Genomic DNA, 26,028 nt, shown 5'->3' with positions numbered 1-26,028 from the left:
GTGTCGCAGGGGGCGTGCGTTTTTAAGGGAGGAGGGAGGGGGCGAGGTGCCAGCGGACGGACCAGGTGTGCTTGTCTTCAGAGGCGAGGCAGAGGATGGCGCCTTTTTCGACGTCGAAGGCGGTGAGGCCGGAGCGACCGGTGACGAGCAGCGTGGCGAGGGAGCTCAGGTGCGGTTCGTGGCCGACGATGGCAAGCATCTGGGTGGAGGCGAGGGTGGCGAGGCGTGCGGCCATTTTTTCGGGGCGGTCTTCGGGGAGCAGGCCGAGGGTTTCGCGGAGGGCGGCGTGAGGCGCGAGGGGTTGAAGTAGCGCGGCAGTTTCGCGGGCGCGGGCGAGCGGGCTGTGCCAGAACTCGGCGGGCGTGAGGGCGCGGTTGTTTTTGAAAAACGAAACGAGACGGCGGCACTCGTCGTGGCCGCGCGTGCTCAAGGGGCGGAGAGGATTTTCCTCTTCGGTGACGGCGTGGGCGTGGCGGACGAGGTAAACGACGGGCATCGGGGAAATGACCAATGACCGAGTGAGCAATGACCAGTGGAAAAAGCGGAGGCGCGTGGAGTTATATGCCGGAGGAGCTGAAGCGGGAGCGGTAGTCGGCGGGGGATTTGCCGCGCTCGCGCGAATGACCAATGACCAGAAGCTAGCTGGCGCTCTGAGGGCGGGAACGCTCAACGCTGAACGTTTCACTCTTAACGCTCAATCGATGGCGGGGAAGAAGCGCTCGCGGCTATGTCGGGGCGCGTTATTTTTTCGCGTCCAAGAGGGTGCGAACGGATTTGATGAGGGCGCTGAGGGCGAAGGGCTTGGTCACGCAGGCAACGCGGTCAGCGGAGAGCATCGCGAGCGGGGCGCAGTCGGGGTTGCAGGTGGCGAGGACGCGGACTTGCGGGTGTTCGGCGTGGAGGTCGCGGACGAGTTTTTCGCCTTCGCTGCCGACGTTGCCGCCGATCTGGGTGATGAGGAGGTCGATGGGGCGGCCGAGGCGGCGGGCGATGTCGAGGCCGTCGTCGGCGGTGCGCTCGGAGAGGACGGTGTAGCCGTCGGCCGTGAGGATGCTGGCGACCATTTTGCGGATGACGTCGTCTTCTTCGACGATGAGAACGGTCTCGCGGCCGCGGGTGCCGGGGAGTGTGGGGATGGGCGCGTGGATGGCTTGGACGGGCTCGCGGACTTCGGGGAGAAAAATCTCGAAGGTGGAGCCGACGCGCGGGGCGCTGTGGACGCGGATGTGGCCGCCGGATTGCTGAACGACGCCGTAAACCAGGGCGAGGCCGAGGCCGGTGCCGTGGCCGGGTTCTTTGGTGGTGAAGAAGGGCTCGAAGAGGTGCGACTGCGTTTGTTCGTCCATGCCGATGCCGTTGTCGTGGACGGCGAGGACGGCGTAGCGGCCGGTGGGGATGGGCTCCAAGTCGGAGGGGTCGGACTGGTTTTCGCCGGTGATTTCGCGGAGGGCGGTGGTGAGGGTGACCTGGCCGCCTTCGGCGAGGGCGTCGCGGGCGTTGATGGTGAGATTGAGGAGGACCTGCTGGAGCTGGGCGGGATCGACGCGGATGTTGAGGGACTCGGTGTCGAGGGAGAGCGCGAGGGATTTGGACGGCTTGAGCAGGCGGGAGAGGATCTCGGCGTTGTCGCGGACGAGTTGGTTGAGGCTGATGACTTTTGGGTTCATCGCCTGGCGGCGGGAGAAGGCGAGGAGCTGACGGACGAGGAGCGCGGCTTTCTGGCTGGCGAGGTGGATCTCTTCGAGTTCGCGGGAGGCCTGTCGGCGTATCGGGGCTTTGGTGGCGAGGATTTCGCAGTATCCGTTAATGACGGACAGCAGGTTGTTGAAATCGTGGGCGACTCCGCCGGCGAGGCGGCCGACGGCGTCGAGGCGTTGCGAGTGGACGAGGGCTTCCTGGAGGCGGCGTTTTTCGGTGAGGTCGCGGAAGGTGGCGACGATGTGGGTGACGCGGCCGCGTTCGTCGTGAACGGGGCAGTAGTTCCAAGCGGCGAAGAGAGCGGTGCCATCTTTGCGCAGGAGGCCGCCTTCGCCGCTGAAGACGGTGCCGCTTTGGAGATGGGAGACCCAGTCTTTGAGGCGGGGAAGGGTGTCGGTCTCGACGTGGAGCGTGGCGAGGCCGAGTTCGCGCAGGCCGCTGACGGTGTGGCCGGTCATGGCGCAGAAGCTCTCGTTGGCGAAAATGATTTTGAGGCCTTTGCGGGTCCAGCGCTTCTCGACGATGAGGACGCCTTCGCTTTGGGCATGAACGGCGGCGGCAAGCAGCGGCGCCGCCGGGGGTTTGTCCCGGGTGTCGCGCGCGTCAGGGAGCGCGGGAAATGGCGGCGTTGATTGGAGGTACCTCACGAGGACGTGTCAGTTGCGGCGGGCGGTGTTCGTGCGGTCAGGGGGCGAGGCGTTCGACGAGCCAGTCACCGGATTTTTCGCGGCGGTAGCGGAGGCGGTCGTGGAGGCGGGAGCGGCGGCCTTGCCAGAACTCGACGGACTCGGGGGAGACGCGGTAGCCGCCCCAGTTGGGCGGGAGCGGGATCTCTTCGCCGGCGTACTTTTTTTCGACGGCCTTGTAGGCATCGTCGAGGGCGGCGCGGGTGGGCAGGATGGTGCTTTGCGGGGAGGCCCAGGCGCCGAGCTGGCTGGCGAGGGGGCGGCTGTGGAAATAGGCGGCGGACTCTTCGCGAGTCAGGCGGGTGACGGTGCCGTCGATGATGACCTGGCGCTCGAGGGCGATCCAAGGGAAGAGGAGCGAGGCGCGGGGATTGGCGGCGAGTTCGCGGCCCTTGCGGCTGTCGTAGTTGGAATAAAATACGAAGCCGCGGCCATCGATGGCTTTGAGGAGGACGATGCGGGAGGAGGGGCGGCCGTCGGCACCGGCGAGCGAGCAGACCATGGCGTTGGGCTCGGGAATTTTGGCGCCTTGGGCTTCCTGGAACCATTTGTCGAACTGACGGAAAGGGTCGCGGGCCAGGTCCTTTTCGAGGAGCCCGGCGAGCGAGTAGTCTTTGCGTAAGTCGGCGAGGCTCATGGTTCTTGAATAAAAAGTAACGTGTCTGTGACTGCGTTTTCCAACCGGTAACTCATGCCAAGGGCCGTAAGCAGGGAAACCACTACAGCCCAACGAATCTTTTCATGGAGAGAACGGCTGGGGAATGGGGCCAGACCGCGGGGTGGTTAATCGGTGCGGGTGAGGGACGAGATTAAGGCCATGTGTGCGGGGTACTGCGAATGGAGGGCGGGGCGGGCGGCGAGTTCGAAGCCGGAGTCGGTCCAGCCGGGGCTCATGGTGCAGCTGAGGAGGGCCCAGCCGAGGCGGGCGTTTTGCGCGAGGCGGGCGCCCTGCCAGATGCCGGAGGGGATGGAGAGTTGGGGGATTTCGCCGGCGGCGAGGTCGGCGCCGAGGTGAGAAATGCGGGCGGGGCCGGAAGGCGGGAGTTGGAGGTGTTCGACGGGGTCGCCGCTGTGGAAGTGCCAGAGCTCGTCGGCGTCGAGGCGGTGGAGCGCGGAAAAGCCGGCGGGTGTGAGGAGGAAATAAATCGCGGTGCCGAGGGGGCGGCCGTTGGGGAGGGTTTCGCGGCTGGTCCAGGTGCGGGCGAAGTAACCGCCTTCGTGCGGGAGAGGCTGGAGATTGAGACGTGCGATGAGGGCGGCGGCGGCGGGGTTGGGGGCGGGCATGCGAGAAGAGTGAGGGGTGAAAGGTGAAGGGTGAAAGAGGAAGCGGCGGAAGGGGTCGAGTGGCGGAGTTAATCGTGGAAACGCGGAGGAGCGAAAGTGCGGAGGGGTGAGGATTATTTCTGAGGGGCGGAACGACTGGGGAAACGGGAGGCGAAGTAGGGACGGTGCGGACGTCGGCGTGCGAGCAAAAGTCGGAAGGCCTCACGCGAGGTGAGGCCCTACATCGGAGCCCTGCATCGGAGGGCTTTTAGTTTTCCGCGCTTCCGTTGGAGCGAGATTTGGGGATTGTGCGGGGCATGACGCCTGCCGCTTACATCGATGCACACGAGTACGATCTGACGACGCTGTTGCGGGGGCTGGTGAGCATTCCGACGGTGAATCCGCCCGGGGAAAATTATGACGCGATCACGGCGCGGTTGGTGAAGGAGCTGGCGGCGGCGGGGCTGAAGTCGAGGCGGCTGGCGGTTCCGGCGGGGTTATTGAAGAAGACGCTGCCGGTGGAGCAGCATGGGTTCCCGCGTTGGAATGTGCTGGGGTTTCGGAAGGCGCGCGGGGCGAAGAAGACGATTCATTTTAACGCGCACTATGACGTGGTGCCGGTATCGGGAAACTGGGCACAGGGTGACGCGTTCTCCGGCGCGGTGGTCAAGGGCTGGCAGCATGGGCGGGGGACGGCGGACATGAAGGGCTCGATCGCGAGTTTGCTCATGGCGCTGAGGGCGCTGCGCGCGAGCGGGGTGGAACCGCTCATGAATGTGGAGGTGTCGTTCACGGCGGATGAGGAGACGGATTCGGCGTTGGGCGCGGGATGGGTTGTCGAGCACGCGCCGATCTCGCCGGACTACGCGGTGGTGATGGAAGGTGGCGAGGGGAACCGGGTGTGCTGCGGGCACAATGGTGTCGTGTGGCTGGAGGTGACGGTGCATGGGCGGGCGGCTCACGGGTCGCAGCCGCACAAGGGTGTGAATGCGTTTGAGAAAATGGCGGCGCTCGTCCGAGAACTGGATGTGCACAAGGAGGAGCTGGCGGGGCGGACGTTCACGACGCCGGAGGGAAAGACGATGCGGCCGACATTGAATGTGGGCGGGGTTTTTGCGCAGGGGCCGGGCGGTAAGATCAACACGGTGCCGGCCCTGGCGAGTTTCTCGATCGACCGGCGGGTGGTTGCGGTGGAGACGGTGGTGGAGGCGGAGCGTGAACTCCGGGCGTTTCTAGCGGCGGCGGCGAAGCGGATTCCGGACTGCCGGATCAGCGTGGCGAAGGTGTCGGATAATCATCCGTGTTATCACGCGCCGGAGCATCCGTTTTTCGCGGCGATGGCGGCGACGGTGACGCGGGTGCGGAAAAAGGCGGCGGTGTTCAACGTGTCCACGGGGTTTAACGACATGCATTTTTTTGCGCATCATCTGAAGATCCCGACGCTCGGCTACGGTCCGGGCGGGGAGGATTGTCACGCGGTGGATGAGCGGGCGTCGGTGAAAGAGCTGGTACGGAGTGCGAAGATTTATGCGGAGTTGCTGACGACGTTTGCGGGGTGAGCGGAGGGTCGAAATCCGAAGGCCGAATGACGAAGGCGGGAGGGAACGGTCGGAGCGCGTGCAAGCACGCTGGCCTACGAGGGCGTTTGTGAATGTGGGGAAAAAGTGCGGGCGGCGTTTGCCGGGGGGCGGAAGTGGGCTACGGTTTTGGCAGGTAAGACACTCAACCCCTCAACCCGGAGTTCTTATGCCCGTCGTTAAGATTCACCTCGAAGATGAAGAATTCGCTCCCGTCGCCCGCTTGGCGGATGAGCTGCACTTGAAGCCGGAAGATGTCGCTTACGCAGGTCTGAATCTGGTTATGCTGCGAGCAAGCGATCCGGCGATGCGCGCGGAGATAACAGAGGCGCATTACTGGCGCCGCGATAATCTCCCCAGTTGGGGAGACTCCGCCCGCTCCGTGCATGCGTATGAAGCAAAGTCCGATGGTGGACACACGCAGCTCCGCTGAGTTGTTAGATGGAAAGTAAGTTAGCCAGACAGTGATTGCATGACAGGTAAGGTCAGAAACAGAAGGTGACCCGAGTGTTGGGAAGCCGCGCCGAAAGGGGCGCGGCTTCTTGGTTTTTTGGGGGTACTATCTCGGATGGAGGGCGCTGCTTCGTCAGCACTGTGGCGCTGTGAGTAGGTTGATTTACAGCGGTCTGTTTGCGGCGCGAACGGCGGCGATGAAGCGCTGCCCTCCAGTAAAGGAATGGGAGTGGTTTTGTATCACAAGCGGGACGGGCGTCATGGGGGGGAGGGCACCCCGCCTCCACCGGAATCGGAATGAAGTGGCGGCTCGACGAAGCGGGGGCGGGGGATTTGGCTGGGGAGCTGATGACGGCTTCTGTTTCACGTTCTGCGCAACTGATGGATCTCTACGATCTCACGAAGGCGGAGCTGCAGGCTTTAATCGTGAGCTGGGAGTTGAACCCGGTGCATGTGGCGCGGCTGTGGAACTATCTTTATTGGGAGTGCGTCGATTCGTTTGCCGCGATGACGGAGCTGCCGGTGAAGGTGCGGGCGAAATTGGAGGCGGAGTGTGTGCTCGGAAATCTGCCGGTGGCGGTGGAGACGCACAGCTCGGATGGGTTTACGAAGAAGTATCTGCTGGCGCTGAACGATCAGGAGAAGATCGAGACGGTGTTGATGCGGTTCTCGGGGCGGGTGACGGCGTGCATCAGTTCGCAGGCGGGGTGCGCGATGGGCTGCGTGTTTTGCGCGACGGGACAGCGCGGGTTCACGCGGCATCTGACGACAGGCGAGATCGTGGCGCAAGTGGTGCACGTGCAGCGGATCTTGAAGGCGAAGGGAGACCGGTTGCGGAATCTTGTGCTCATGGGCATGGGTGAGCCGTTGCACAACTACGACGCGGTCATGAAGGCCGTGGATATTTTTCGCGATTCGAGCGGGCTGGCGATCGGGGCGTCGAAGATCACGCTCAGCACGGTCGGGGTAATTCCGGGAATCGTGCGGCTGGCGGATGAAGGGCGGACGATCTCGCTGGCGTTGAGTTTGCACGGAGCGACGCAGGAGGAGCGTCATGCGTTGGTGCCGACGGCGAAGCGGTGGCCGCTCGATGAACTGATGGAGGCGTGCCGCTACTATGTGCAGAAGACGGGGCAGAAGATTTTCTTCGAGTGGACGTTGATCGAAGGGAAGAACGACTCTGAAGAGAACGCGCACGCGGTGGCGCGGTTGCTGAAGGGGCTGGAGGAATCGCAGGTGAATTTGATCCCGCTCAATCCGACTTCGGGCTATGATGGCGCGCCGACACGGACGGAGGCGGCGAAACGGTTTCAAGCGGTGCTGGCGGAGTATGGATTTGCCAGCACGGTGCGGCAGAGGCGGGGGATTGATATCGCTGCGGGTTGCGGGCAGCTGGCGGCGGCTAGCGGATGAAGTGAAAAAGGCCTCTTGCTCTTTAAGGACTACTGCACACCGGCATAAGAGTCTTCGACGTATATTCGCTCTACGCACTTCTTTGAATCCAGCTCTATCCCAACGTAAACCTTGTGAAGCCATACGCCATTTTTCGTCTTAACGGTATGCATTGAGCCGTATCGATTTTCTGGGGCGTAATAATGATAGTCCCATTTCTGCTTATTAAAAAACTCCAAGATAGCTGCCTCACTGTCGCCGACAGCAAGAGCAGTAGATGCTTGGGCAAAAAGGACTCCGGCATCCTTGGAGGGCGTTTGGTTAGTACTCCAAATTTCCCGCCAGAAAAACGTTACTGCGAAGCCCGCAACCATAACTCCAAAACAAATTCGAATTATGAAAGATTTCATTTTTTCGGATTGGAGGGATTGGCTGAGATCTGTTCCGCCCGAGCCAATCGCCTTGGGCATAACGTGCCGTGCCTCGAAATCTTCAGAGCAGGCCGAGGGTTTCGCGCGCTTGGAGGGTGGCCGGGGTTTCGGCGATCGCGGGTGAGGTTGGCAGCGTATCGGCCAAGCCGAGACGGGTGGCGCGGTCGGCGATGGTGAGCCAGGCGATAGTGTCTTTTTCGGAGGCGGCGGCGCGGGCGGCGACTTGGGCGAAGAACTCCGTGGGGGTGGCGATCTGGTCTTTGGGGAGGACGGATTTATCGGCGAGGAAGCAGACGGCGGAGATGCCCAGGGTGTCGCACCAGGCAGTCGGGCTGGAGGGGAAGGCGTAGGCGGGGCCGGCGGGGGCTTGCTGCCATTCCATGAAGAGGCGGACTTGTTCGTGGAGTTTGGCGAGCTCGGCGTCGGCGGTGGCGGGGGTCCAGCGGGCGGAGAATTGTTTTCGTTCTCGGAGCTTTTTCACCTCCCAGACGCGCAGGAGGATCTCGAAGTCACCGTTGGTGTGTTTGAGCGCGCCGGTGATGACGTAGTCGAGGCCTTCGGTGGCGGTGTCCACGAGCTGGCGGATGTTTTCCGTGGTCCACTCGGAGGGGAAGATCGCGAAGTGGTCTTTGGCTAACATGCCGATGGCGGCGATGGGGGCGTAGTGCGGGGAGAAATAGAAGGTCTCGGCAAACCAGAGGGGGAGGCCGCGGGTGAGGCGGGTAATGGCGTCCTCGGGTTGTTTCATTTTCTCGGCGAAGTCGGTGGTGCCGAGCAGGGCGAGCTGGCCGAAGGCGATGCGGCGAAGTTTGCCCTGTTTGGGCGGGGGGACGAGGCCGGGGACTTGTTCGATGCCGTAGGACCAGATGGGGCGGCTGATGCTGACGAGGCTCACCATCTTTTTCTCGGCGGGTGCGGGCGTATCGGGATCGGCGCTACCGTTGGTCGGGGCGGGTGGCTGGAGTTCGCCACGGCGTTCGAGTTCGAGGAGTTCGCCGAGGGCGTTGGAGAAACCGTAGAGGCGGTTTTCGAGTTCGGGGCGCTGGAGGGAGAAAAGGACGTCGAGGATGTGGCGGGCGGCGGTGGTGTTGCGGAGCGCGAGGTAGGCTTGGAGGATGTTGAGGCCGGTGGCGGGGCCGTGGCGCTCGGCGTCGTAGCGCGGGGCGATGAGCTCGGCGATCTGGGCGATGTAGCCGTTGGCGCCGAGGTCGCCAGAAATGGTGACGAGGACATCGGGGCGATCGCCGGCGGTGCGGAGAATTTCTTCGTAGATGGCCTGGGCGCCGGGGAGGTCTTTGGCTTCGAGTTTCTCGCGAGCGGCGACGAGGAGGTGGATCACGCCGGCGGGAGTGGGAGAGCTGGCGGGGGAATCGGCGGGGACGAGAGGCCGGGGGAAAGCGGCGTGGTGGGATCGACCGTGGCGGGGGAAGGCGCGGGTGCGGGATTGGGCTGCGATTGAGGGCTGGCGTCTTTTTTGGCGAAGCGGTCGAAAAATCCCATGATCGTGGGAGGAAAGCGGGCGAGGGCGGCAGGGCGAAGAAAAAACGCGCGCGAGCGAATGACCAGCGGGGGCGGACGACGGGGAGGTCGTCCCTCCAGGGAAGATTCATGGCGCGCTTTCCCGCGGACGCGTTATTCGTCGGTTGCGAAAGCGGAGGGGAAAAGCGAGCTGCGGCCGGAGGTGACGGGGGCTGGCGTGAGCGGGACGGTGAGCGCGGCGGGGAGGGTTTTTTCGCGGACGGCAAGAGTCGCGAGGACTTTGGGGACGTACATGCGGGTCTCGGAGGGGAGGAGATCGGCGATGTCGGCGTAGTCGGGGGAGCCGGCTTTTTTTTGCGCGGTGGCGATGCGGCCTTCGCCGGCGTTGTAGGCGGCGAGGGCTAGGGGCCAGGAGTCGAAGCGTTCGTGGAGGACGCGGAGGAATTTCGCGGCGGCGCGGGCGCTTTTGCCGGGCTGGGTGCGTTCGTCGAAGGGGAAGGTGCTCAGGCCGAAGGCGCGCGCGGTGGCGGGCATGAGTTGGAAGAGGCCGCGGGCACCGGCGGGACTGCGGGCGGAGGGGTTGAGGGATGATTCCACTTCGGCGAGCCAGACGAGTTCGGTGGGGATGCCTTCGGCGGCGAAGATGACTTTGAGGACGGGCATGAGCTCGTCGGCTTTGGCGGGGCGCGGGCGGGTGCGGATGCGCTCGTGCCAGATGTCGTAGAACGGGACGGGCGAGCGGGGTGGCGCGGCGAAGGCGACGGCGGGTGGGGTGGTGGGGGTTGGTGGAGTGATGGCGGGGGCGTCGGGAGTGTCTTTGGGGACCGGAAGAAGTACGCGCGGCGGGGCGGGGAAGCGGGTGACGAGGCGGGCTGTCTCCATTAAGTCGAGACGCTCGGCGAGCCAGTCGGCGTACTCGGCGTAGGCGGGCATCATGCGGAGCGCGGCGAGCGTGCGGCGGGCCTCAGATTCGAGGGAGGCGAGGTCGGCGACGGAGCCGGATTCGAGGGAGGTCTGGAGGCGGCCGGTGAAGTTGTCCCACTGATCTTTGGAGACGAACTCGTACTGGTCTTTGATGGCTTCGGGGGCGTAGTCGTCGAAGAGCTGGCGGCCGAGGTTGTAGAGGTCGTCGAAGTCGGCGGGGGTGGGCTGCTTGGCGGCGGGCGGAGGCGTCGTTGTTGATGCAGTGTCGGATTTTTCAGCGGCTGCGGCGGGAGGCGTATCCTGGGCGCGCAGATACGGCAGCAGCAGGGCCGTGGCGGAACCTAAAAGTAAGAGGCGCAAGGGTCGCATTCCGACGGGGTTGGACAAACGAAGAGGGCGGGAGTTCGGGGCTGGCGCGAGGGGAAAGTGGATGAGTGGGTCCGGGGGAGATCGCGGAGGGAGACGGAGCTATGGCTGAGGCATGGGTGCATTGCATAGCGGGCGAAGTGGCGTGTGATCGATCTTGTCTGAAGCGGGCGTGGCGGAGGTGGACGACACGGAGGTCGTCCCTCCAAGGGAGAGGTTGGAAGCCGGTCGGCGGACAGAGATCCCGGAGCGCGTGCGAGCACGCTGGCCTACGGGGTGATTTGTGAACCGCTTTCCCGTTTGACCCGTCGGGGGGCGGGCTTAGCTAAGACCGTTTCGCTGCGCGGTGCGCGGCTTTGTCCGGATGAACCGAGTCTACATCAAAACCTACGGGTGCCAGATGAACGAGCGCGACAGCGAGGCGGTCGCGGCGATGTTGCGCGCCCGGGGGTATCGGATCGTGGGGTCGGAGGATGAGTGCGACGTGATGCTGCTCAACACGTGCAGTGTGCGCGATGCGGCGGAACAGAAGGCGATCGGGCGCGCGGCGAATGTGCAGAGTCGCAAGAAAAAGAACCCGGACTTCGTGCTCGGGATTCTGGGGTGCATGGCGCAGAACCGGGGCGCTGAGCTTTTGGACAAGTTGCCCGACGTGGACCTGATCGTGGGCACGCAGAAATTTCACCAGGTGCCGGACTATTTGGATAATCTGCGTGCGGCGCGTGAAGCGGGCGTGCCGATTGCGGAGACGATCATCGATATCGGAGAAGAGGCGGGATCGCAGAATACGATCAAGGATCACCTGGAGCTCGATGCGGGGGCGACGCCGCAGGTGAGCGCGTTCGTTTCGATTCAGCAGGGGTGTAACATGGATTGCGCGTTCTGCATCGTGCCGAAGACGCGCGGCGACGAGCGGTCGCGGCCGATGGACGATATCGTGGCGGAGTGCCGTCAGCTCGCGGCGAAAGGCGTGCGCGAGATCACGCTGCTCGGGCAGATCGTGACGAGCTACGGACGGCGGGATTATACGCACACGGGGGGCGTGTCGCCGTTCACGCAGTTGTTGGAGAAGGTGAATGCGATCGAGGGGATCGAGCGGATTCGTTTCACGTCGCCGCATCCGCGTGGGTTCAAACAGGACTTGGTCGATGCGTACGGGAAGTTATCGAAGCTCTGCGAGTATGTTCACCTGCCGATGCAGAGTGGGAGCGACCGGATTTTGAAGGCGATGAACCGGCCGTACACGCGGGAGCGTTATCGCGAGATCGTGCAATCGCTGCGCGCGGTGAAGCCGGATATGTATTTTTCGACGGATGTGATCGTGGGTTTCCCGGGCGAGACGGATGAGGATTTCGAGCAGACGCGGGCGCTCTTCGCGGAGTGCAACTATGACATGGCGTACGTGTTCAAATACTCGATCCGCAGCGGGACGCCGGCGGCGGAGTTGGGTGATCAGATTTCGGATGAGGTGAAGGAGCGGCGGAATCAGGCGCTGCTCGAAATCATGCAGGCGAATTCGCTGCGTCGCAGCTCGGAGCTGGTCGGCACCGTGCAGGAAGTGCTCGTGGAAGGGCCGGACAAGACGGGGCAGCGGTTCACGGGGCGGACGCGCGGGAATCGCGTGGCGATTTTTGAGGCGGATGCGCGGCTCATCGGGCAGCTGGTGCCGCTGCGGATCGAGCGGGCGTCGGTGAGTTCACTCTATGGGGAACTGGTGCTCAGCGGGGTGTCGTAAGAGAACGCTTTTAATTTTATGAGTCTGACCACTGCCACGTTGTTGCCCGGGATTTTTCTGATCGTGCTGGGGGCGCTGCTGTTGATCAGCAACTCGGCGATCGTCTCGACGTTGAAGGCGATGCCGCGGTCGCAGGTGGCGTCGGTGCTTTTCTTCGGAGGCGGGGCGGTGTGGTTCGCGTTCAGGATGAGCGGGCTGTCGGAGGCGGATCTGATTCTCGTGCAGTCGCCGAAGCCGCTGATGATTGGTTTTAGCGTGCTGGCGTTGCTGGCATTTTTTTATCTGCCGGATTTTTTGGCGGTGCGCGGGCTGAGCGTATTGATGCTGCTGGCGGGGACGCCGCTTTTGGGTGCTGCGTTTGGCGAGTATGAGGAGCCGCAGCGATTGTTCATGGTGACGGCGGTGTATATCGGGCTGGCGGCGGCGCTTTATCTGGGCGCGGTGCCGTACCGGTTGCGCGATTTTTTCCAGTGGCTGTTTGCCCGGCCTGGTCGGTCGCGCGCGCTTGGCGGCGGATTGCTGGGGTACGGGGCGTTGCTGGCAGTGGTGGCGTTCACGTATTGAACGATTGATCCCGGTGCGTTGAACGGTCTGCGTTTTCCCGATGTCGTCTTCTCGTGAAGTTAACCCTGTGTTGTCCGCTCCTGTTTTGATCGTGATCGCCGGTCCGGCGGGGTCGGGGAAGTCGACGTTGTGCGACCGGATGGTGGCGGAGGCGCCGGGGTTTTCGCGGGTGGTGACGACGACGACGCGGGCTCCGCGGCCGGGTGAGGTGGACGGGGTGCATTATCATTTTCTGACTCCGGAGGCGTTTGACGCGAAGATCGCGGCGGGTGCGTTTTTGGAGTGGGCGTGGGTCCATAAGAAGAACCGTTATGGGACGCTCGCGGCTGATGTGCTTGGGCCGCTCAGCGCGGGGCGGAGCCTGATCATCAATGTCGATGTGCAGGGGGTGGAGAATTTCCGGCGGGCGGGGGCGGCGAATGCGCTGCTGGCGAAACATCTGGCGACGGTGTTTATCCATGTGCCGCTGGCGGAGCTGAGGGCGCGGATGGTGGCGCGAGGGCAGGATAGCGAGGCGGAGATCGAGCACCGGATGCAGACGGTGGAATTCGAGCAGCGGGAGGCGGGGAAGTTCGATTACCAGATACACAGCGCGTCGCGTGAGGAGGACTTCCAGGCGTTGCTGGCGATCTGGCGCGAGGTGGCGGCGCGGGTGGCGAAGGCGGGGTGAGCGGCGTGTTTGCAGCCGGTGAGTGGGTGGGCCCGAGGCGTGGAGGCGGGTTTGGACCGGAGCTGGTTAAGCAGGCGTAAGGCGGAGGTGTTTAATTATTTTCAACCATCTGGGGGCTTCGGCGTGCTAGCTGCTGATGCGTTACGGCAAGGTGAACTTTCTCCGTGTGCATCCATCGCCCAAGGCGTCCGGCTTGACTCAGCTCGCGCTGGGGAGTCGGGTTCGCCCGCACACCCGCCATGCTGCTCTCTGAGTTAGCATGGTGAGTGGTTTCACCACCACCATCCAACCTGCCAAAATATGCGTCCATCACGCGTCAGTCTGTCCTGTCTGTTAGCCGTCGGAGGAGCGTTGTCGCTCTCCGCACAAACCCAACCGCCGACACCGCCGACACCCCGGCTCCGCCGGTCGCACCATCGCCTGTCGATGACGAGGTGGTGCAGCTGGAGGCGCTCGAAGTGACCGATATGAAAACGTTCTCCGATCAAGCGATCTCGGGGAAGACGCCGGTGGCGTTTACGGAGCTGGGCAAGGAGACGATCTCCGCCGAGCTGGGCGCGCGTGACCTTCCGCATGTTTTGAACACCACGCCTTCGGTTTTCGCGACACAGGACAGCGGCGGTGCCGGTGACTCGCGCGTGAATGTGCGCGGTTTCAGCCAGCGCAACGTGGCGATCCTGATCAACGGTGTGCCGACGAACGATCTGGAGAACGGCTGGCTGTATTGGTCTAATTGGGACGGCTTGGGCGATGTCTCGAGCACGATCCAGGTGCAGCGCGGTTTGAGCAACACGACGCTGCCTACGCCCTCCATCGGCGGTACGATGAATGTCGTGACCGATCCCGCCGCTTCGCGGAGCGGGGTTTCCGTAAAGACCGAGTTTGGCGCGGACGATTTCTACAAGATTTCCGGCGTGTATAACACCGGATTGCTCCAGGGTAAGTTTGCCGTGACGGCGGGCTTGTCGCTCAAGCAGGGCGAGGGCACGGCGGATGGTACTTGGGCGAAGAGCGCGGGTTATTACCTGGGCACCTCTTGGAAGATCAATTCGATGCACCGGCTGGAGCTGTTCGCGGTTGGCGCGGCGCAGCAACACGGTCGTCGCAGCTTCGCCTCCAACCTCGCGGCCTACGATGTGGATTACGCTCGAGAACTCGGCTACACCGAGGCCCAGATTTTCTCCAATGCTTCGGGCGCGAATGCCGGTGCGCTGCGCCAGGGTGCAGTTGGTGGCGGTCACGACTACAATCCAAACGGAGCTCCCGTCACGGTCGCTTACAATGGTAAGCAGTATTACTGGGGCGGCACGCACTCGCGCGAGAAGGATGGTTACATCAACGAGGTGGTGAACTATTCCCACAAGCCGCAGGTGAATTTAAACTGGTACGCCAATCTCACCGAAGAGCTGAAGCTGACGTCGGTGTTTTATTATTCCGGCGTGCAGGCGGGCAGCGGCGGCACTTTGGGCAACGGGTTTACCCGTTACACCGCCACGACGCCTCAGCTGAACGGCAACATTAACTGGGATGCTACGATCGCCGCTAATCAGGCGAACATGGTCGGCGGGCAATCCGTCTCCCGCGCGATCCTGCGCAACAGCACCAACTATCAGAATCAGTACGGTATCGTTTCTAAGCTGAATTATCAGATTACTCCGACGCTCAAGCTGACCACAGGTCTCGACTGGCGTACGGCCGAGATCGAGCATTACCGCGAAGTGCGCGATTTGCTCGGTGGCTCTTATTATCTCCCGACCGCCGCTGTGCAGGTCAGCGATTTCTGGGCTTCGGGCATGAACACCCAGCTCCGCCTCGGCGACAAAGTGGATTACCACAACACCAACACGGTGGACTGGCTGGGTCTGTTCGCACAGGCCCAGTATGAGTCCGGCCCGGTGACGGCTTTCGCGGTTTATGGTTTTTCAACCATCGAGTACGGTTTCACCGATCACTTCCGCCGGGCCGCTGGCGGCGGGGAGTATGCACTCGAATCCGATGCTCTCGAAGGCCACCAGATCAAGGGTGGCGTGCAGTACGCATTCACGAACGACATCAGCGCGTATGTGAATGCCGGATTCGTGGATAAGATCCCGAACTTCGACGGGGTCATCAACGACTCGACCGGTACGCTCGTCGATGCCGGTAATGAGTCATTCGTCTCCTATGAAGCGGGCGTGCGCTACCAGACGCCGGGCCGTTCATTCAATGTTTCGGCGGGTGTGTATCACACCGAGTGGAAGGATCGCACGACCTCGTCGGTGAACACGACGGATGACACGGTGACCTATCTGCGCGGCATGAACTCGACCTACGAAGGCATTGAAATCGAGAGCGCGTGGCGTCCGCTGCGCTGGCTGCGTTTCGATGCGGCGGCGTCTTTCGGCGAATGGGTTTACACCGACGATGTCACGGGCGAAGCTTTCAATCTGAGCACGGGCAGCGCAGTGCCGACCACTTCGCGCGTATTTATCCGCGACCTCATGGTGGGTGATGCTCCGCAAAGCCAGATCGCGTACGCGGCGACGGTATTTCCAGTCCAGGGACTTTCCGTGAAGTTCCAGGGCCGCTGGTATGATCGTTACTGGTCGGATTTCTCTCCCGAGACCCGCACGGTGGTCGGCGACTATGCGCAGTCCTGGCGCATCCCGAGCTACACGCTCTACGATCTGCACGTGAACTATAACCTGCCGATCTCATCGCGTCGCTTCGACGTGAGCGTGTTCGCGCATCTCTTCAATATCTTCGACAAGGTTCACGTCTCCGACGCGACGGATGAGAGTGCATTCGAGGCGGTCGGTCTGAATCTGGCAGCGCGCCATTCGGTGCAGCGCGCCGAGGTTTTCCTCGGGCCAGGATTCGCCTGGAATATGGGAGTCAAAGTCTCCTTCTAAACTAAGACGTCCGAGAAACTGTTTCTGCTCAAAGCGGCTTCCTAAACGGAAGCCGCTTTTTTGTGCCTGATACGCAGGCATCGCGTGGGGCGCGGCGGTGTTCGCGGGTAGGGCTTACCGTCTTTTCAGAAAAGGCATCGCCGCTCGGAGGGAGAGCCGGGCTTCGTGCTGACCGTGGACGACACGGAGGTCGTCCCTCCAGAATACGGGCATGCTTTATTTGAACTGCGCTATATCTGCGAGGCGGGGTCGAGTTGGAGGACTTGTTCGACGCGGGTGCGGAGGGTGGGGAAGTCGAAGGGCTTTTGGATGAAGCCGACGATGGCTAGGTCGCCGAGGCGTTGACGGGCTTCGGTTTCGGAGAAGCCGCTCATCATCATCACGCGGGCGTTGGGATGGATCTGGAGGATTTCGCGGAGGGTTTGCGCGCCGTCGAGGCGGGGCATGGTGAAATCGAGGAGGATGAGGGTGAAATCGGAGGGGCTTCTTTTGAGGTGTTCGAGGGCGCTTTCGCCGTCTTCGGCGAGTTCGACGGTGAAGCCGGTGCGTTCGAGGACTTGGCGGGTGACGGAGCGGACGCTTTCTTCGTCATCGACGACGAGGACGCGTCCGCTGGCGATGGGCGGGCGGCTGTTTCGCGCGGGAGCGAAGGGGGGCATGGTGCGGGCTTTGCTGCCGGTGTAGGGAGCAAGCACGAGGCGGAAGGTGGTGCCGCCGCCGGGTGAGCTGTGGACGTGGAGGGCGCCTTCGTGGGAGCGGACTATGCCTTGAACGGCGGCGAGGCCGAGGCCGCGGCCAGTGAATTTGGTGGTGAAGAAGGGATCGAAGATGCGTTCGAGGGTGGCGGGGTCCATGCCGCAGCCGTTGTCGGTGACTTCGAGGAAGACGGCTTCGCCGTGGCGGAGGCCGGCGGCGACGCGGGCGGAGGCGAGGAAGGCGGCGTCCACGTGCATCCGTCCGGTGGTGACAACGATGCGGCCGGTGTCGGGGGTGACGGCTTCGGCGGCGTTGAGCACGAGGTTCATGACGATCTGGCGCATCTGCGTGGCGTCGGCGAGGACGGCGGGCAGATTTTGCGCGAGGTTGAGCGTGAGGGCGGCGCGGTGCTCGATGGAGACGTCGAGGAGTTTGGCGGTGTCGCCGACGAGTTTGCTGAGGTCGACGGCGCCGACGATGAAGCGGCCCTTGCCGGCGTAGGCGAGCATCTGCTGGCAGAGTTCGGCGGCGCGGGTGGAGGATTGCTCGATTTGCGAGAGGGATTCGTGCATCTCGTGGCCGTCGGGGAGGCGGTCGCGGGCGAGGCTGGCGTGACCGAGGATGCCGGTTAGCAGGTTGTTGAAATCGTGGGCGATGCCGCCGGCGAGGACGCCGAGGCTTTCGAGTTTTTGAGTTTCGCGGAGTTGTTCCTCCATGCGCTTTTTCTCGGCTTCGGCGGCGCGGCGGGGGCCGAGGTCGCGGGAGATGGTGCAGACGGCTTCGCGGCCGTCGAAGGTGAGGAAGCTGGCGTTGACCTCGATGGGGAGGTGTTCGCCGGTGCTGGAGAGCATTTCGAGGTCGAAGCTCATGGTGCCGCGGCGGCGGACGTCTTCCCAGAGGGCGCGGTAGCGGGGTTCGTTGAGGGGCGGATTGGTCTCCCAGACTTTGGTGGAGAAGATCTCGTCGCGGGTGCGGCCGGTGAAGCGGCAGAAGGTTTCGTTGACGTAGAGGCGGTTGCCGTCGGCGTCCATGATGGAGACGATGTCCTGGGCGAGGTCGAGGGCGTGGCGGGTGAGGCGGAGGCGTTCCTCGCTGTCGCGGAGGGCTTGTTCGGAGGCTTTGCGGGCGGTGATGTCGCGGGCGATGGCGAAGACGATTTCGAGGCCGCCGAAGTCGATGTAGCTGGCGCCGACTTCGACGGGAACGGTCTCGCCGGATTTGCTGATGAGGGAGGACTCGAAGAGGTAGGTGCCGCGTTGTTTGACGTGCGCCCAGAGCTGCTGGTAGCGGGCGGGGGTGATAGAGGTGAAGGTATTCCAGACCTTGGCACCGACGAGTTCGGCGCGGTCGTATCCGGTTAGTCGGCACGTCTCGTCGTTGACGTAGATGCGGTCGCCGTCGGCGGTGAGGAAGGCGACGGCATCGCGCATGTGATCGACGGCGTACTGGGTGAAGCGGAGGCGGTGCTCGGCTTCCTTGGCGAGGGAGATGTCGGTGGCGACGCCGTGCCAGACGATCGCGCCGCCGGGGGTGGCCTCGGGGATGGCATTGAAGCGGACCCAGCGGCGGCCGCCGCCGGGAGGCTGGAAGGAGGCGTCGAGCTGCCAGCCGGCGAGGGTGGCGGCGGACTGGTCGAGGCTGCGCTGGAGGAGCGCGGCTTGATCGGCGGGGAAGAGGGCGAGGAGGCGGGCGGGGCTGGCGGCGAGTTCGGCGGCGGGCAGGCCGAAGAGCTGGCTGGCACCTTCGCTGAGGAATGGGAGGGTGAGCGTGCCGCTGGAGTCGCGACGGAGTTGATACACGGTGCCGGGGAGCACCTGGATCAGGCGGTCGAGGCGGGCGTGGCTATCGGCGAGGGCGCGGTCGGTGGCGAGGCGTTCGGTGATGTCGTGGATGACGGCGACGACGAGATCGGCTTTGCCGGAGGGGGAGGGGAGGACGCCTTGTTCGCCGAGGAGAGTGCGTTCGCCGCGGTCGGGGGTGCGGATGCGGATGATGCGGGGCGGGGCGGGTTGACCGGCTTTGAATGCGGTGATGGCGGCTGCGGCGGCGGGGCGGTCTTCGGGGTGTACGCGGTCGAGGAGATCGTCGGTGGCGCCGCCGACCATGCTTTGATCGGCCTGGATGCCGAAGATGCGCAGGTACTCGGCGGAGCGGACGACTTTCTGGGTGCGTGTATCCAGGTAGCACATGCCGATGTTGGCGATGCGCTGGGCCTGGATGAGCATCCATTCGCGTTCCTTGACCTCACGGGTCATTTCCCGGGCGAGGCGGATGGCTTCGCGCTGGGTGCGGCGGAGATTCCAGAGGAGGGCGGTGAGCAGTCCGGTGGCGATGAGGCCGCCGACGAAGAGCTGGCCGGCGAGGGCGTAGCGGCTGCTGGCGAGCGGGCCTGGAGGAGCGGTGAGATCGACGCGCCACGTGCGGTCCATGATCGGGACAGTGAGCGTGGAGGTGATGGTGTTGGCGGGGAGTTTTTCGCCTGGCGAGGAGAGGTGCAGGCGTTTTGTTGTGCCGTCGGGTGCGATGTCGGTCACCTCGAGCCGTAGTGTGCGGCCAATCTGGCTGTCGAGGTATTCGAAAAATGCGCTCGGTCGCAGGCCTGCGGTGAGCCAGCCGTGATGAGCGGCGAGGCGGGCGCTCTCGGAGTTCACAGGCACGCCGATGCGGTAGAGCGGCATGGTGACGAAGAACCGGAGCGAGCCGTCGCCGCTGAGCGCTGCGGTGGGCTGGCTCATCGTGGTGGCGCCGGTGCGGCGAGCGAGATCGGCGCTGATCATCCAGTCGGTGCGGGTGCTGCGGTCGGCGCCCAGCGAGAGGCCTCGGTTCAAGTAGTCGCGCTGGAGGGAAACGATGGCCATTTCCGCTGCGGTTTCAGTGACTTGGATTTTGAAATCTGGCGCGAAGCGGAGATGCGCTTCATCCAGGAAGGCGGGCAGTGTTTCCGGGGAAACGTGGCGGATGTAATTAAAGCCGTTGAGGCCGGGCGGGGGTGAAGGGTTGAGCTCGTTGAGGTAGGTTTCCCAACTGGCGTGATCGAGGCCGCCTTGCGCGGCGTAGAGTCCGCGCAGGCCTTGCAGAGTGCTGTCGATCTGAGCGAGGCGCACGCGGAGCTCGTCGGTGATGCGGGTGGCTAACAGGGCGAGATCCTGGGTTTCGTCGCGCTGGATGTGCTCGCGTTCGCGCAGCCAGAGGATGGTCGAAGTGGTGATGCCGACGGCGGCGACAAAAACAGTGAGCAATAACGACCGGCGCACTCCGGCGGTGGCGGGGAAATTCATCGAGACGGATTCGGAGATAACTTTCTGCGTCTGAAGCCGCAAGGCTTCAGACATGCCGCAGCCTGCGTAAATGCGTGGGCGTCCTGAGTGAGGCACACTGTAAATAGGCGATGAGGCGTATGGAGACTTTTTATGAAACTGTTTTATTAAAAATAAAACTCTTGAAATAACACATCGGGCTTTCATCTGTGGATTCACCCCTGCCTGCCCCATGATTCGCACGACTGCTTTCGTCGCCGCCTGTTTGTTTTTGCTGTCTCCGGCTTTCGCCGATGCGCAGGCGATGAGTCCGGCAGGGATGACGGTGGGCTTTGTTAGCGGGGCCGACATTTCTGCACTGGCGGTGGTTGAGGCGCGTGGAGCGGTTTTTCGCGGCGAGACAGGCCCGGTGGACGGATTGAAACAGTTGCGCAGTGCGGGCTTTGATTGTTTCCGCCTGCGGTTGTTTGTCGCGCCAGATCACCAGGGTATCGTGACCAACGATCTGGAGTATACGCTCGCGCTCGCACGACGGGTTAAGGCAAGTGGCGCGAGGTTCATGCTCGATCTGCACTACTCCGACACGTGGGCCGATCCGGCAAAGCAGTTTAAGCCTGCGGCGTGGGAAAAGCTGCCTTTCGACGAACTGGTCGGCGCGGTGCGCGAGTACACACGGCTGACGCTGGCGCGGTTTATCGCCGAGGGACTCACGCCTGAGTACGTGCAGATCGGAAATGAGATCACCAACGGCCTGCTCTGGCCGGACGGGCGCGTGGAGTTTCGCGAGGCGCATGATTTTGAGGCATGGGTGCGGCTTGCGCGTGTGCTGCGCGCCGGGTTTGAGGGCTTCGAGGCTGCGGTGGTGTCAGCGAAAATCCCGCGGCCGAAGACCATCGTGCATATCGAGAGCACGGGGGATGTGGCCCGCACGAGCTGGTGGTTGAAGCACGCGAGCGATGCGGGCCTGCCTTTCGATATTGTCGGGCTGAGCTATTACCCCGAGTGGCATGGAGGAATCGCCTCTCTTAGGGAAACACTCACGGCAGTCGCAGAGGGATTCAAGAAGCCCGTGATGGTCGTCGAGACAGCGTATCCGTGGAAGCTGGACTCACACTGGGAAGGGAAAAAGAATCTCGACTGGCCGCTGACACCCGATGGCCAGAAACAGTTTCTGTCAGAGGTAAACCAAGCGGTTCGTGATCTGCCAGATGGACTTGGTGCCGGTGTCTGCTGGTGGCATCCGGAGTCGGTGGAAGTTCAAGGGCTCCAAGCCTGGCTCGGCGGTTCGTGCGCGCTCTTCGATGGCGCGGGTGCGCTTCTGCCAGCGGCCAAAATTTTCTGCACCACGCCAGCGCGCTGAGCGCATTTTTCAATTTTCCCAGTCAGCCAAACCACACCAGCCACCATGAGAACCCCACCCCTGACGGCCGCCGCGATCAGCCTCGCCTGCGGCCTTTATGCACTGCCCCACGCGCTCGCGCAAACCGCCCCGACCGAGCCCGCTGTCACGCCAGCCGACGATGAGGTCATCGTCCTCAGCCCCTTCGAAGTGAGCACCAAGAAAGACGTTGGCTATCTCGCTGGCAACACGCTCGCCGGCAGTCGCCTCAACACGTCCCTAAAGGACACAGGTGCGGCGATCTCTGTGCTGACGCCTGAGTTCCTGAAGGACATCGGCGCGACGAACATGCAGGATGTGATTTTATTCACGAACAACGCCGTGCCCGATGTCGGCGACGCTGCGCTCAGCATCAACGGCAATCCCATGATCGGTAACGGCGAGTGGCAGCTGCGTATTCGCGGACTCCCGGCCAGCTACGCGCGCAATTTTTTCAAATGGGACGCCTCGACTGATTTCTACAACGTTGACCGCATCGACCAGACGCGCGGACCCAACTCCATTCTCTTCGGCTTTGGCGCGCCCGGCGGTCTCGTCAACACCTCGACCAAGCAGGCGTTGCTCAACGCGAACAAGTATGAGCTCTCTTACACCGCTGGCAGCTGGGACCGCCATCGCGGCACGCTCGACGCCAATGTCCCGCTGATCGCCGGACAGCTCGCCATGCGCGTCAATGCGATGGCCGAAAACGGCAAGAGCTGGCGCGAATTCGAATTCGATCAATCGCGCCGCGCGCACATTGCCACGAAATGGCAGCCGACCAAAGACTCGACCCTCCGCGTCGAGGGCGAAATCGGCAAGGTGAAGGACAACGTCGCCCGTCCCTGGCTCGCGATTGACCAGTCGTTTCGCTGGCGTGAAGCCGGCCGCCCGACGTTCTCCGGTGCGTGGCCGTGGGCCGACACGATCGACACGTTCTGGCCCGATCACCGTGTCGTCGGCGACGACGGTGTCGTGCGCAACTGGCTCGGCCGCGCGCAGGGCAGCAACAATATCGACGGCGCTTTCCTGACTGATCGCTATCGAGACATCGGCGCGACGGATGATTGGGCACGTCCCACGTGGTCGGCCTGGGCTGACACGCCTGCGAACAACAGCCTCATCCCGCGTCACGCCAACACCGGTGGTCCTGATGCCACGCGCGAAACAGACTACAAAACCGTCAGCGCGTTTTTCGAAAGCAAGGTGAGCGACTCGCTCTTCTACGAGCTGGCGTTCAACCACCAGACCATGGATTTCCTCGGCTATGATCCAGATGGCAGCCGCGCCACTACTTACTTCGGCAACAGCAGCGAGATCTGGGGCGAGGCGAGCGCCGATCTGCCCGATCAATGGGGCAACGCCGCGGGGGCGAATCCCAACGCGGGCAAACTCTACGTGGAGAACAACTGGACACGCCGTACCCAGAAAATCGATTCAACCGAGTTTCGCGGCACGATGGCGTACACCTTTACGACCGGCGACTGGGCCCGCCACCGTGCGGCTGGTTTGCTCAGCTACAACGTGCGCACGTTTAATCGCATCGAGGAGACCGAGGCTTTTTCCGATTTGACGCAGTGGGCTTTCGATCCTTCCGCAGCCGAGGCGGATGTGAACCGCCTTTATCGCCGTCATTATTTCACTGGTGGCGATGCTAGCGACATCCACGTGCAGTCCTGGCGCAAAGTGGTCCCCGGCACCCGCTGGGTTCCGACCCAGCCGCTGGAGGATACGGAGAGCCGGCTGGCCACCGGCATGGTCGCCGTGCAGAGCTTCTTCTTGAAGGAAAAGCTGGTGACGATTGTCGGTCTGCGTGGCGACAAGATGGAGCATGATTACAACGACGGCCGGTACGTGAATGCGCTCTGGGCGCTGCATCCGGCCGATAATAAAACGAAGGATTTCAATGCCACCACGCTGAGTGGGGGAGCCGTGTACCACACCACCAAGTGGCTGTCCGTCTATGGCAACGTGGCGACCAGCCGCGATCTTCCCGAGGTGCGGATTCGTCTTATCAATAATGACATTCCGCCCATGCCCGAGAGCAAAGGTGGCGATGTCGGCATCAAACTCGATCTGCTCGAAGGCAAACTCTACGCGACGATCGGCTACTATAAGGCCGAGACCAAGCACATGACCGACTGGGGCTCCATCCGCACAGATGTTTCGGACCGGAATACGAAAATTCTGAACGCGCTGCGCAACCCCGATCCATCCGTCTCCGCGACGCCGCTCATAACCGCCGCCGAGTACAACGCCCGCCTGGTGAATGCCAACGGCTTCATGTTCGACCGCGACAGCAGCGGTTGGGAACTTTCCCTCGTCGCCAATCCAAGGAGCAACTGGCGCGTGTCGGCGAATTTCTCGATCAACAACGTCGTCGCTCGCAACTCCATGGCCGAGGTGAAGGCGTGGGCCGTTGCGAACGAAGCCTTCTGGCGCTCTAAGATCCCGACTTCCGGTGCGTATGCGGGGAATGCATTCCCGACGGGTGCCTTGGGCGACGCCTCATGGGATAATCTCGGCAACCAGGTTCGCTGGATGAACCAGTACGCCATCGACAACGTCGTCGCCCTCGATGGCCACAATGCCCGCGGTCAGCGCAAGTACGGCGCGAATCTCTATACGAAGTACACGTTTGATCGTGGCGCGCTGAAGAACTTCTCCATCGGCGGCGGCGGTCGCTATCAGAGCAAGAACGTGCTCGGCATGTACGACAACACGCTCGACATGAAATATAATCCCACCGTTTTTTATGGCCGAAGTCTGACACTCGCCGACGCGAGCATCGGCTATAACTTCAAGACGGAGTTCATCGGCAAAGGTTCATGGGTCGATCTCCAGCTCAACGTCGCCAATGTGCTCGATGAAAAAGATTCCCAGATCTACTCGCTCACGTGGTGGGCCGAGGTGGCGGGCAATCAAGTCACGCGTCGCCCTGAGCGCATCGGTCTGCAGGAACCGCGCAAAGTCACATTCTCGGCGACGCTGCATTTCTAACCCGTTCGCGGGCGCTCCGGCATCGAGCCGCGGGTGCCCGCTTTTTTCATCGTGAAACCCGACGCCGATTCTTCCGCCACGACGAACACCGCGAGCCCTGCCGGAGCGCCGTCTGCACAAGCGATCCGCGCGGAGGATCGTGTCGGCTGGGGCGAGAAGATGGCGTTGGGCGCGGGTGGTTTGTCGCTGTTTCTCGGCACGGCGGCGATCGGCAGTTTTGCGATCCCGTTTTATCAAATGACGCTGAAACTCGATCCCGCGTGGCTCGCCGCTGCGCTGGCGATTCCCCGTTTTCTGGATGCGTTCGTTGATCCGCTGGTCGGCCAGTTTTCTGACAACCTGCAATCGCGCTTCGGCCGCCGCCGGCCGCTGATCGCCATCGGTGCGGTGCTTCAGGCGCTGGCGTTTGGTCTCATCTGGATGGTGCCGCCGACGTGGGATCAGCTGTCGCTCACTGCCTGGCTCGTGGTCACGCAGGTGATTTTCTACGCGGGATTCTCTCTCTATTCGGTGCCGCTGACGGCGCTCCAATACGAAATCACGCCGGACTACGACGAGCGGACGCGGGTCTCGGCGGTGAGCGGATTTTTCGGCAAGGTCGGTGAACTCGGCTACAACTGGCTCTTCCCGCTCGCGAGTTCGGCGGCGTTGTTCGCGACGATCGTCGTAGGTGTGCGCACCGTCGGTTGGGGCGTGGCGATTTTGCTGCTCGGACTTTGTGGATTGTTGCCCGCGCTTTTCGTGCGCGAACGTTTCTTCCATCGTGCGGCTGAGCAGGCGAAGGTGAAGATCGGCTCGGCGATCTGGAGCGCGTTTCGCATCCGGGCTTTTCAAATCCTCGTCGCGCTGACATTGCTCCAGATCGTGGCGGGCATGTTTGCCAGCAACCTCGACCGCTACCTGCTCGTTTACTACATGAGCGACGGCAACGTTCAGGCCGGGGAAACGCTGAAGGCGTGGTTATCGTCATCGTATGCGATTGTCGGATTCGCGGCGATCCTTCCGGTGACTTGGGCCGCGCAGAAATGGGGAAAGCGCCGCGCGATCATCGCCGCGTTTTTACTCACGGCCGTCGGTGCGGCGGGTAAATGGTTTCTCTTCACGCCCGGGCACACGTGGAAAATCATCTTCGACGCGATGCTCTGTGGACCGGTCTGGATCGCCATCAACATCCTCACGCCCGCCATGCTCGCCGACATCTGCGACGAGGATGAACTGCGCAACGGCTTCCGCCGTGAAGGCGTGTTCGGAGCGATCTTTTCGTGGATTCAGAAGATGGGTTACTCCGCTGCGTTTTTTGGAGCGATGCTGTCGCTGAAGCTTACTGGATTCGACGCCGCACTCGGCGGCCAGCAGGCGCCTGAGACGATTTTCCGCCTCCGGACGATTCTCGCCGGATCGACAGCGCTGTGGGCGGTGGTCGCCATCGCCCTGCTTATGACCTACCCGCTTGATCGCAAACGCGCGCACGAAACCCGTGCCCAACTGGAAGCCCGCCGGGGCGCTGTCTGACCGCATGACTTACCAGCCATCAGATTCCACAAAAAAATCGCCGCCTCCCGCGCGCG

Annotated in this window: 19 protein-coding genes; 10 read left to right on the top strand and 9 right to left on the bottom strand. The window is 62.9% G+C overall.

The window, feature by feature from the left end; translation table 11 throughout:
- Window positions 1–22 precede the first annotated feature (22 nt).
- The 4 genes from CMV30_RS07180 to CMV30_RS07165 all read right to left on the bottom strand — a co-directional run bounded on the left by CMV30_RS07180 (window position 23) and on the right by CMV30_RS07165 (window position 3,668).
- Window positions 23–496, bottom strand: coding sequence for a SixA phosphatase family protein (locus CMV30_RS07180; protein ID WP_096055382.1), 474 nt, complete (start codon window positions 494–496; stop codon window positions 23–25).
- 244 nt (window positions 497–740) lie between these two features.
- On the bottom strand, window positions 741–2,345 hold the full coding sequence (locus tag CMV30_RS07175) for an ATP-binding protein (protein ID WP_096055381.1): 1,605 nt from the start codon (window positions 2,343–2,345) through the stop codon (window positions 741–743).
- 37 nt (window positions 2,346–2,382) lie between these two features.
- Window positions 2,383–3,021, bottom strand: a complete 639-nt coding sequence (gene pdxH / locus CMV30_RS07170; protein WP_096055380.1) for a pyridoxamine 5'-phosphate oxidase — start codon at window positions 3,019–3,021, stop codon at window positions 2,383–2,385.
- A gap of 146 nt (window positions 3,022–3,167) precedes the next feature.
- Window positions 3,168–3,668, bottom strand: coding sequence for a cupin domain-containing protein (locus CMV30_RS07165; RefSeq protein ID WP_096055379.1), 501 nt, complete (start codon window positions 3,666–3,668; stop codon window positions 3,168–3,170).
- Between the two features lie 296 nt (window positions 3,669–3,964).
- Between CMV30_RS07165 and CMV30_RS07160 the strand changes: the two genes are divergently transcribed.
- From CMV30_RS07160 to rlmN, 3 genes are all read left to right on the top strand, one after another.
- Window positions 3,965–5,206: a M20 family metallopeptidase gene (locus CMV30_RS07160; RefSeq protein WP_138223184.1), complete on the top strand. Its 1,242-nt coding sequence runs from the start codon at window positions 3,965–3,967 to the stop codon at window positions 5,204–5,206.
- Between the two features lie 187 nt (window positions 5,207–5,393).
- Window positions 5,394–5,657, top strand: a complete 264-nt coding sequence (locus tag CMV30_RS19360; protein WP_138223183.1) for a hypothetical protein — start codon at window positions 5,394–5,396, stop codon at window positions 5,655–5,657.
- 401 nt (window positions 5,658–6,058) lie between these two features.
- Window positions 6,059–7,090 (top strand): dual-specificity RNA methyltransferase RlmN, encoded by a 1,032-nt coding sequence (rlmN, locus tag CMV30_RS07150; protein ID WP_342755716.1) that lies wholly within the window; start codon window positions 6,059–6,061, stop codon window positions 7,088–7,090.
- A 29-nt stretch (window positions 7,091–7,119) separates the two neighbouring features.
- On the opposite strand, the gene CMV30_RS07145 is transcribed toward rlmN, so the two are convergent.
- The 4 genes from CMV30_RS07145 to CMV30_RS07135 all read right to left on the bottom strand — a co-directional run bounded on the left by CMV30_RS07145 (window position 7,120) and on the right by CMV30_RS07135 (window position 10,263).
- Entirely contained in the window at window positions 7,120–7,539 is a 420-nt protein-coding gene (locus CMV30_RS07145; protein WP_138223182.1) for a hypothetical protein, read from the bottom strand.
- Window positions 7,540–7,561: 22 nt separating this feature from the next.
- Window positions 7,562–8,839, bottom strand: coding sequence for a hypothetical protein (locus CMV30_RS07140; protein WP_096055375.1), 1,278 nt, complete (start codon window positions 8,837–8,839; stop codon window positions 7,562–7,564).
- A complete protein-coding gene (locus tag CMV30_RS19785) occupies window positions 8,836–9,000 on the bottom strand; it encodes a hypothetical protein (RefSeq protein ID WP_175414769.1) in 165 nt (54 codons plus the stop codon). Before CMV30_RS19785 ends, CMV30_RS07140 begins: the two co-directional genes overlap by 4 nt.
- Window positions 9,001–9,132: 132 nt before the next feature.
- Window positions 9,133–10,263: a lytic transglycosylase domain-containing protein gene (locus CMV30_RS07135; protein WP_175414768.1), complete on the bottom strand. Its 1,131-nt coding sequence runs from the start codon at window positions 10,261–10,263 to the stop codon at window positions 9,133–9,135.
- Between the two features lie 370 nt (window positions 10,264–10,633).
- Here CMV30_RS07135 and miaB point away from each other — a divergent pair, with 370 nt between their 5' ends.
- From miaB to CMV30_RS07115, 4 genes are all read left to right on the top strand, one after another.
- The gene (gene miaB, locus CMV30_RS07130) at window positions 10,634–12,004 is read left to right on the top strand and encodes a tRNA (N6-isopentenyl adenosine(37)-C2)-methylthiotransferase MiaB (protein WP_096055373.1); all 1,371 of its coding nucleotides are present in this window, start codon (window positions 10,634–10,636) and stop codon (window positions 12,002–12,004) included.
- A gap of 18 nt (window positions 12,005–12,022) precedes the next feature.
- Entirely contained in the window at window positions 12,023–12,568 is a 546-nt protein-coding gene (locus CMV30_RS07125) for a hypothetical protein (RefSeq protein ID WP_096055372.1), read from the top strand.
- A 40-nt stretch (window positions 12,569–12,608) separates the two neighbouring features.
- The gene (locus CMV30_RS07120; protein WP_245844428.1) at window positions 12,609–13,238 is read left to right on the top strand and encodes a guanylate kinase; all 630 of its coding nucleotides are present in this window, start codon (window positions 12,609–12,611) and stop codon (window positions 13,236–13,238) included.
- A 467-nt stretch (window positions 13,239–13,705) separates the two neighbouring features.
- A complete protein-coding gene (locus CMV30_RS07115; protein WP_138223181.1) occupies window positions 13,706–16,129 on the top strand; it encodes a TonB-dependent receptor in 2,424 nt (807 codons plus the stop codon).
- A gap of 230 nt (window positions 16,130–16,359) precedes the next feature.
- Here the strand turns inward: CMV30_RS07115 and CMV30_RS07110 are convergent, their stop codons facing one another.
- Window positions 16,360–20,157, bottom strand: coding sequence for a PAS domain S-box protein (locus CMV30_RS07110; RefSeq protein ID WP_175414767.1), 3,798 nt, complete (start codon window positions 20,155–20,157; stop codon window positions 16,360–16,362).
- Between the two features lie 157 nt (window positions 20,158–20,314).
- On the opposite strand from CMV30_RS07110, the gene CMV30_RS07105 reads away from it, so the two are divergent.
- From CMV30_RS07105 to CMV30_RS07095, 3 genes are read left to right on the top strand one after another with little or no spacing between them, the layout of a single operon-like run.
- A complete protein-coding gene (locus CMV30_RS07105; RefSeq protein ID WP_096057662.1) occupies window positions 20,315–21,442 on the top strand; it encodes a glycoside hydrolase family 53 protein in 1,128 nt (375 codons plus the stop codon).
- Window positions 21,443–21,487: 45 nt separating this feature from the next.
- The gene (locus CMV30_RS07100; protein WP_096055369.1) at window positions 21,488–24,460 is read left to right on the top strand and encodes a TonB-dependent siderophore receptor; all 2,973 of its coding nucleotides are present in this window, start codon (window positions 21,488–21,490) and stop codon (window positions 24,458–24,460) included.
- Window positions 24,461–24,511: 51 nt separating this feature from the next.
- On the top strand, window positions 24,512–25,972 hold the full coding sequence (locus CMV30_RS07095; RefSeq protein WP_175414766.1) for an MFS transporter: 1,461 nt from the start codon (window positions 24,512–24,514) through the stop codon (window positions 25,970–25,972).
- Window positions 25,973–26,028: the final 56 nt, after the last annotated feature.

Source organism: Nibricoccus aquaticus, assembly GCF_002310495.1.
Classification (GTDB): domain Bacteria; phylum Verrucomicrobiota; class Verrucomicrobiia; order Opitutales; family Opitutaceae; genus Nibricoccus; species Nibricoccus aquaticus.
The sequence above is the reverse complement of the archived record's forward strand: the minus strand, read 5'-3'. Positions and strand labels throughout refer to the sequence as shown.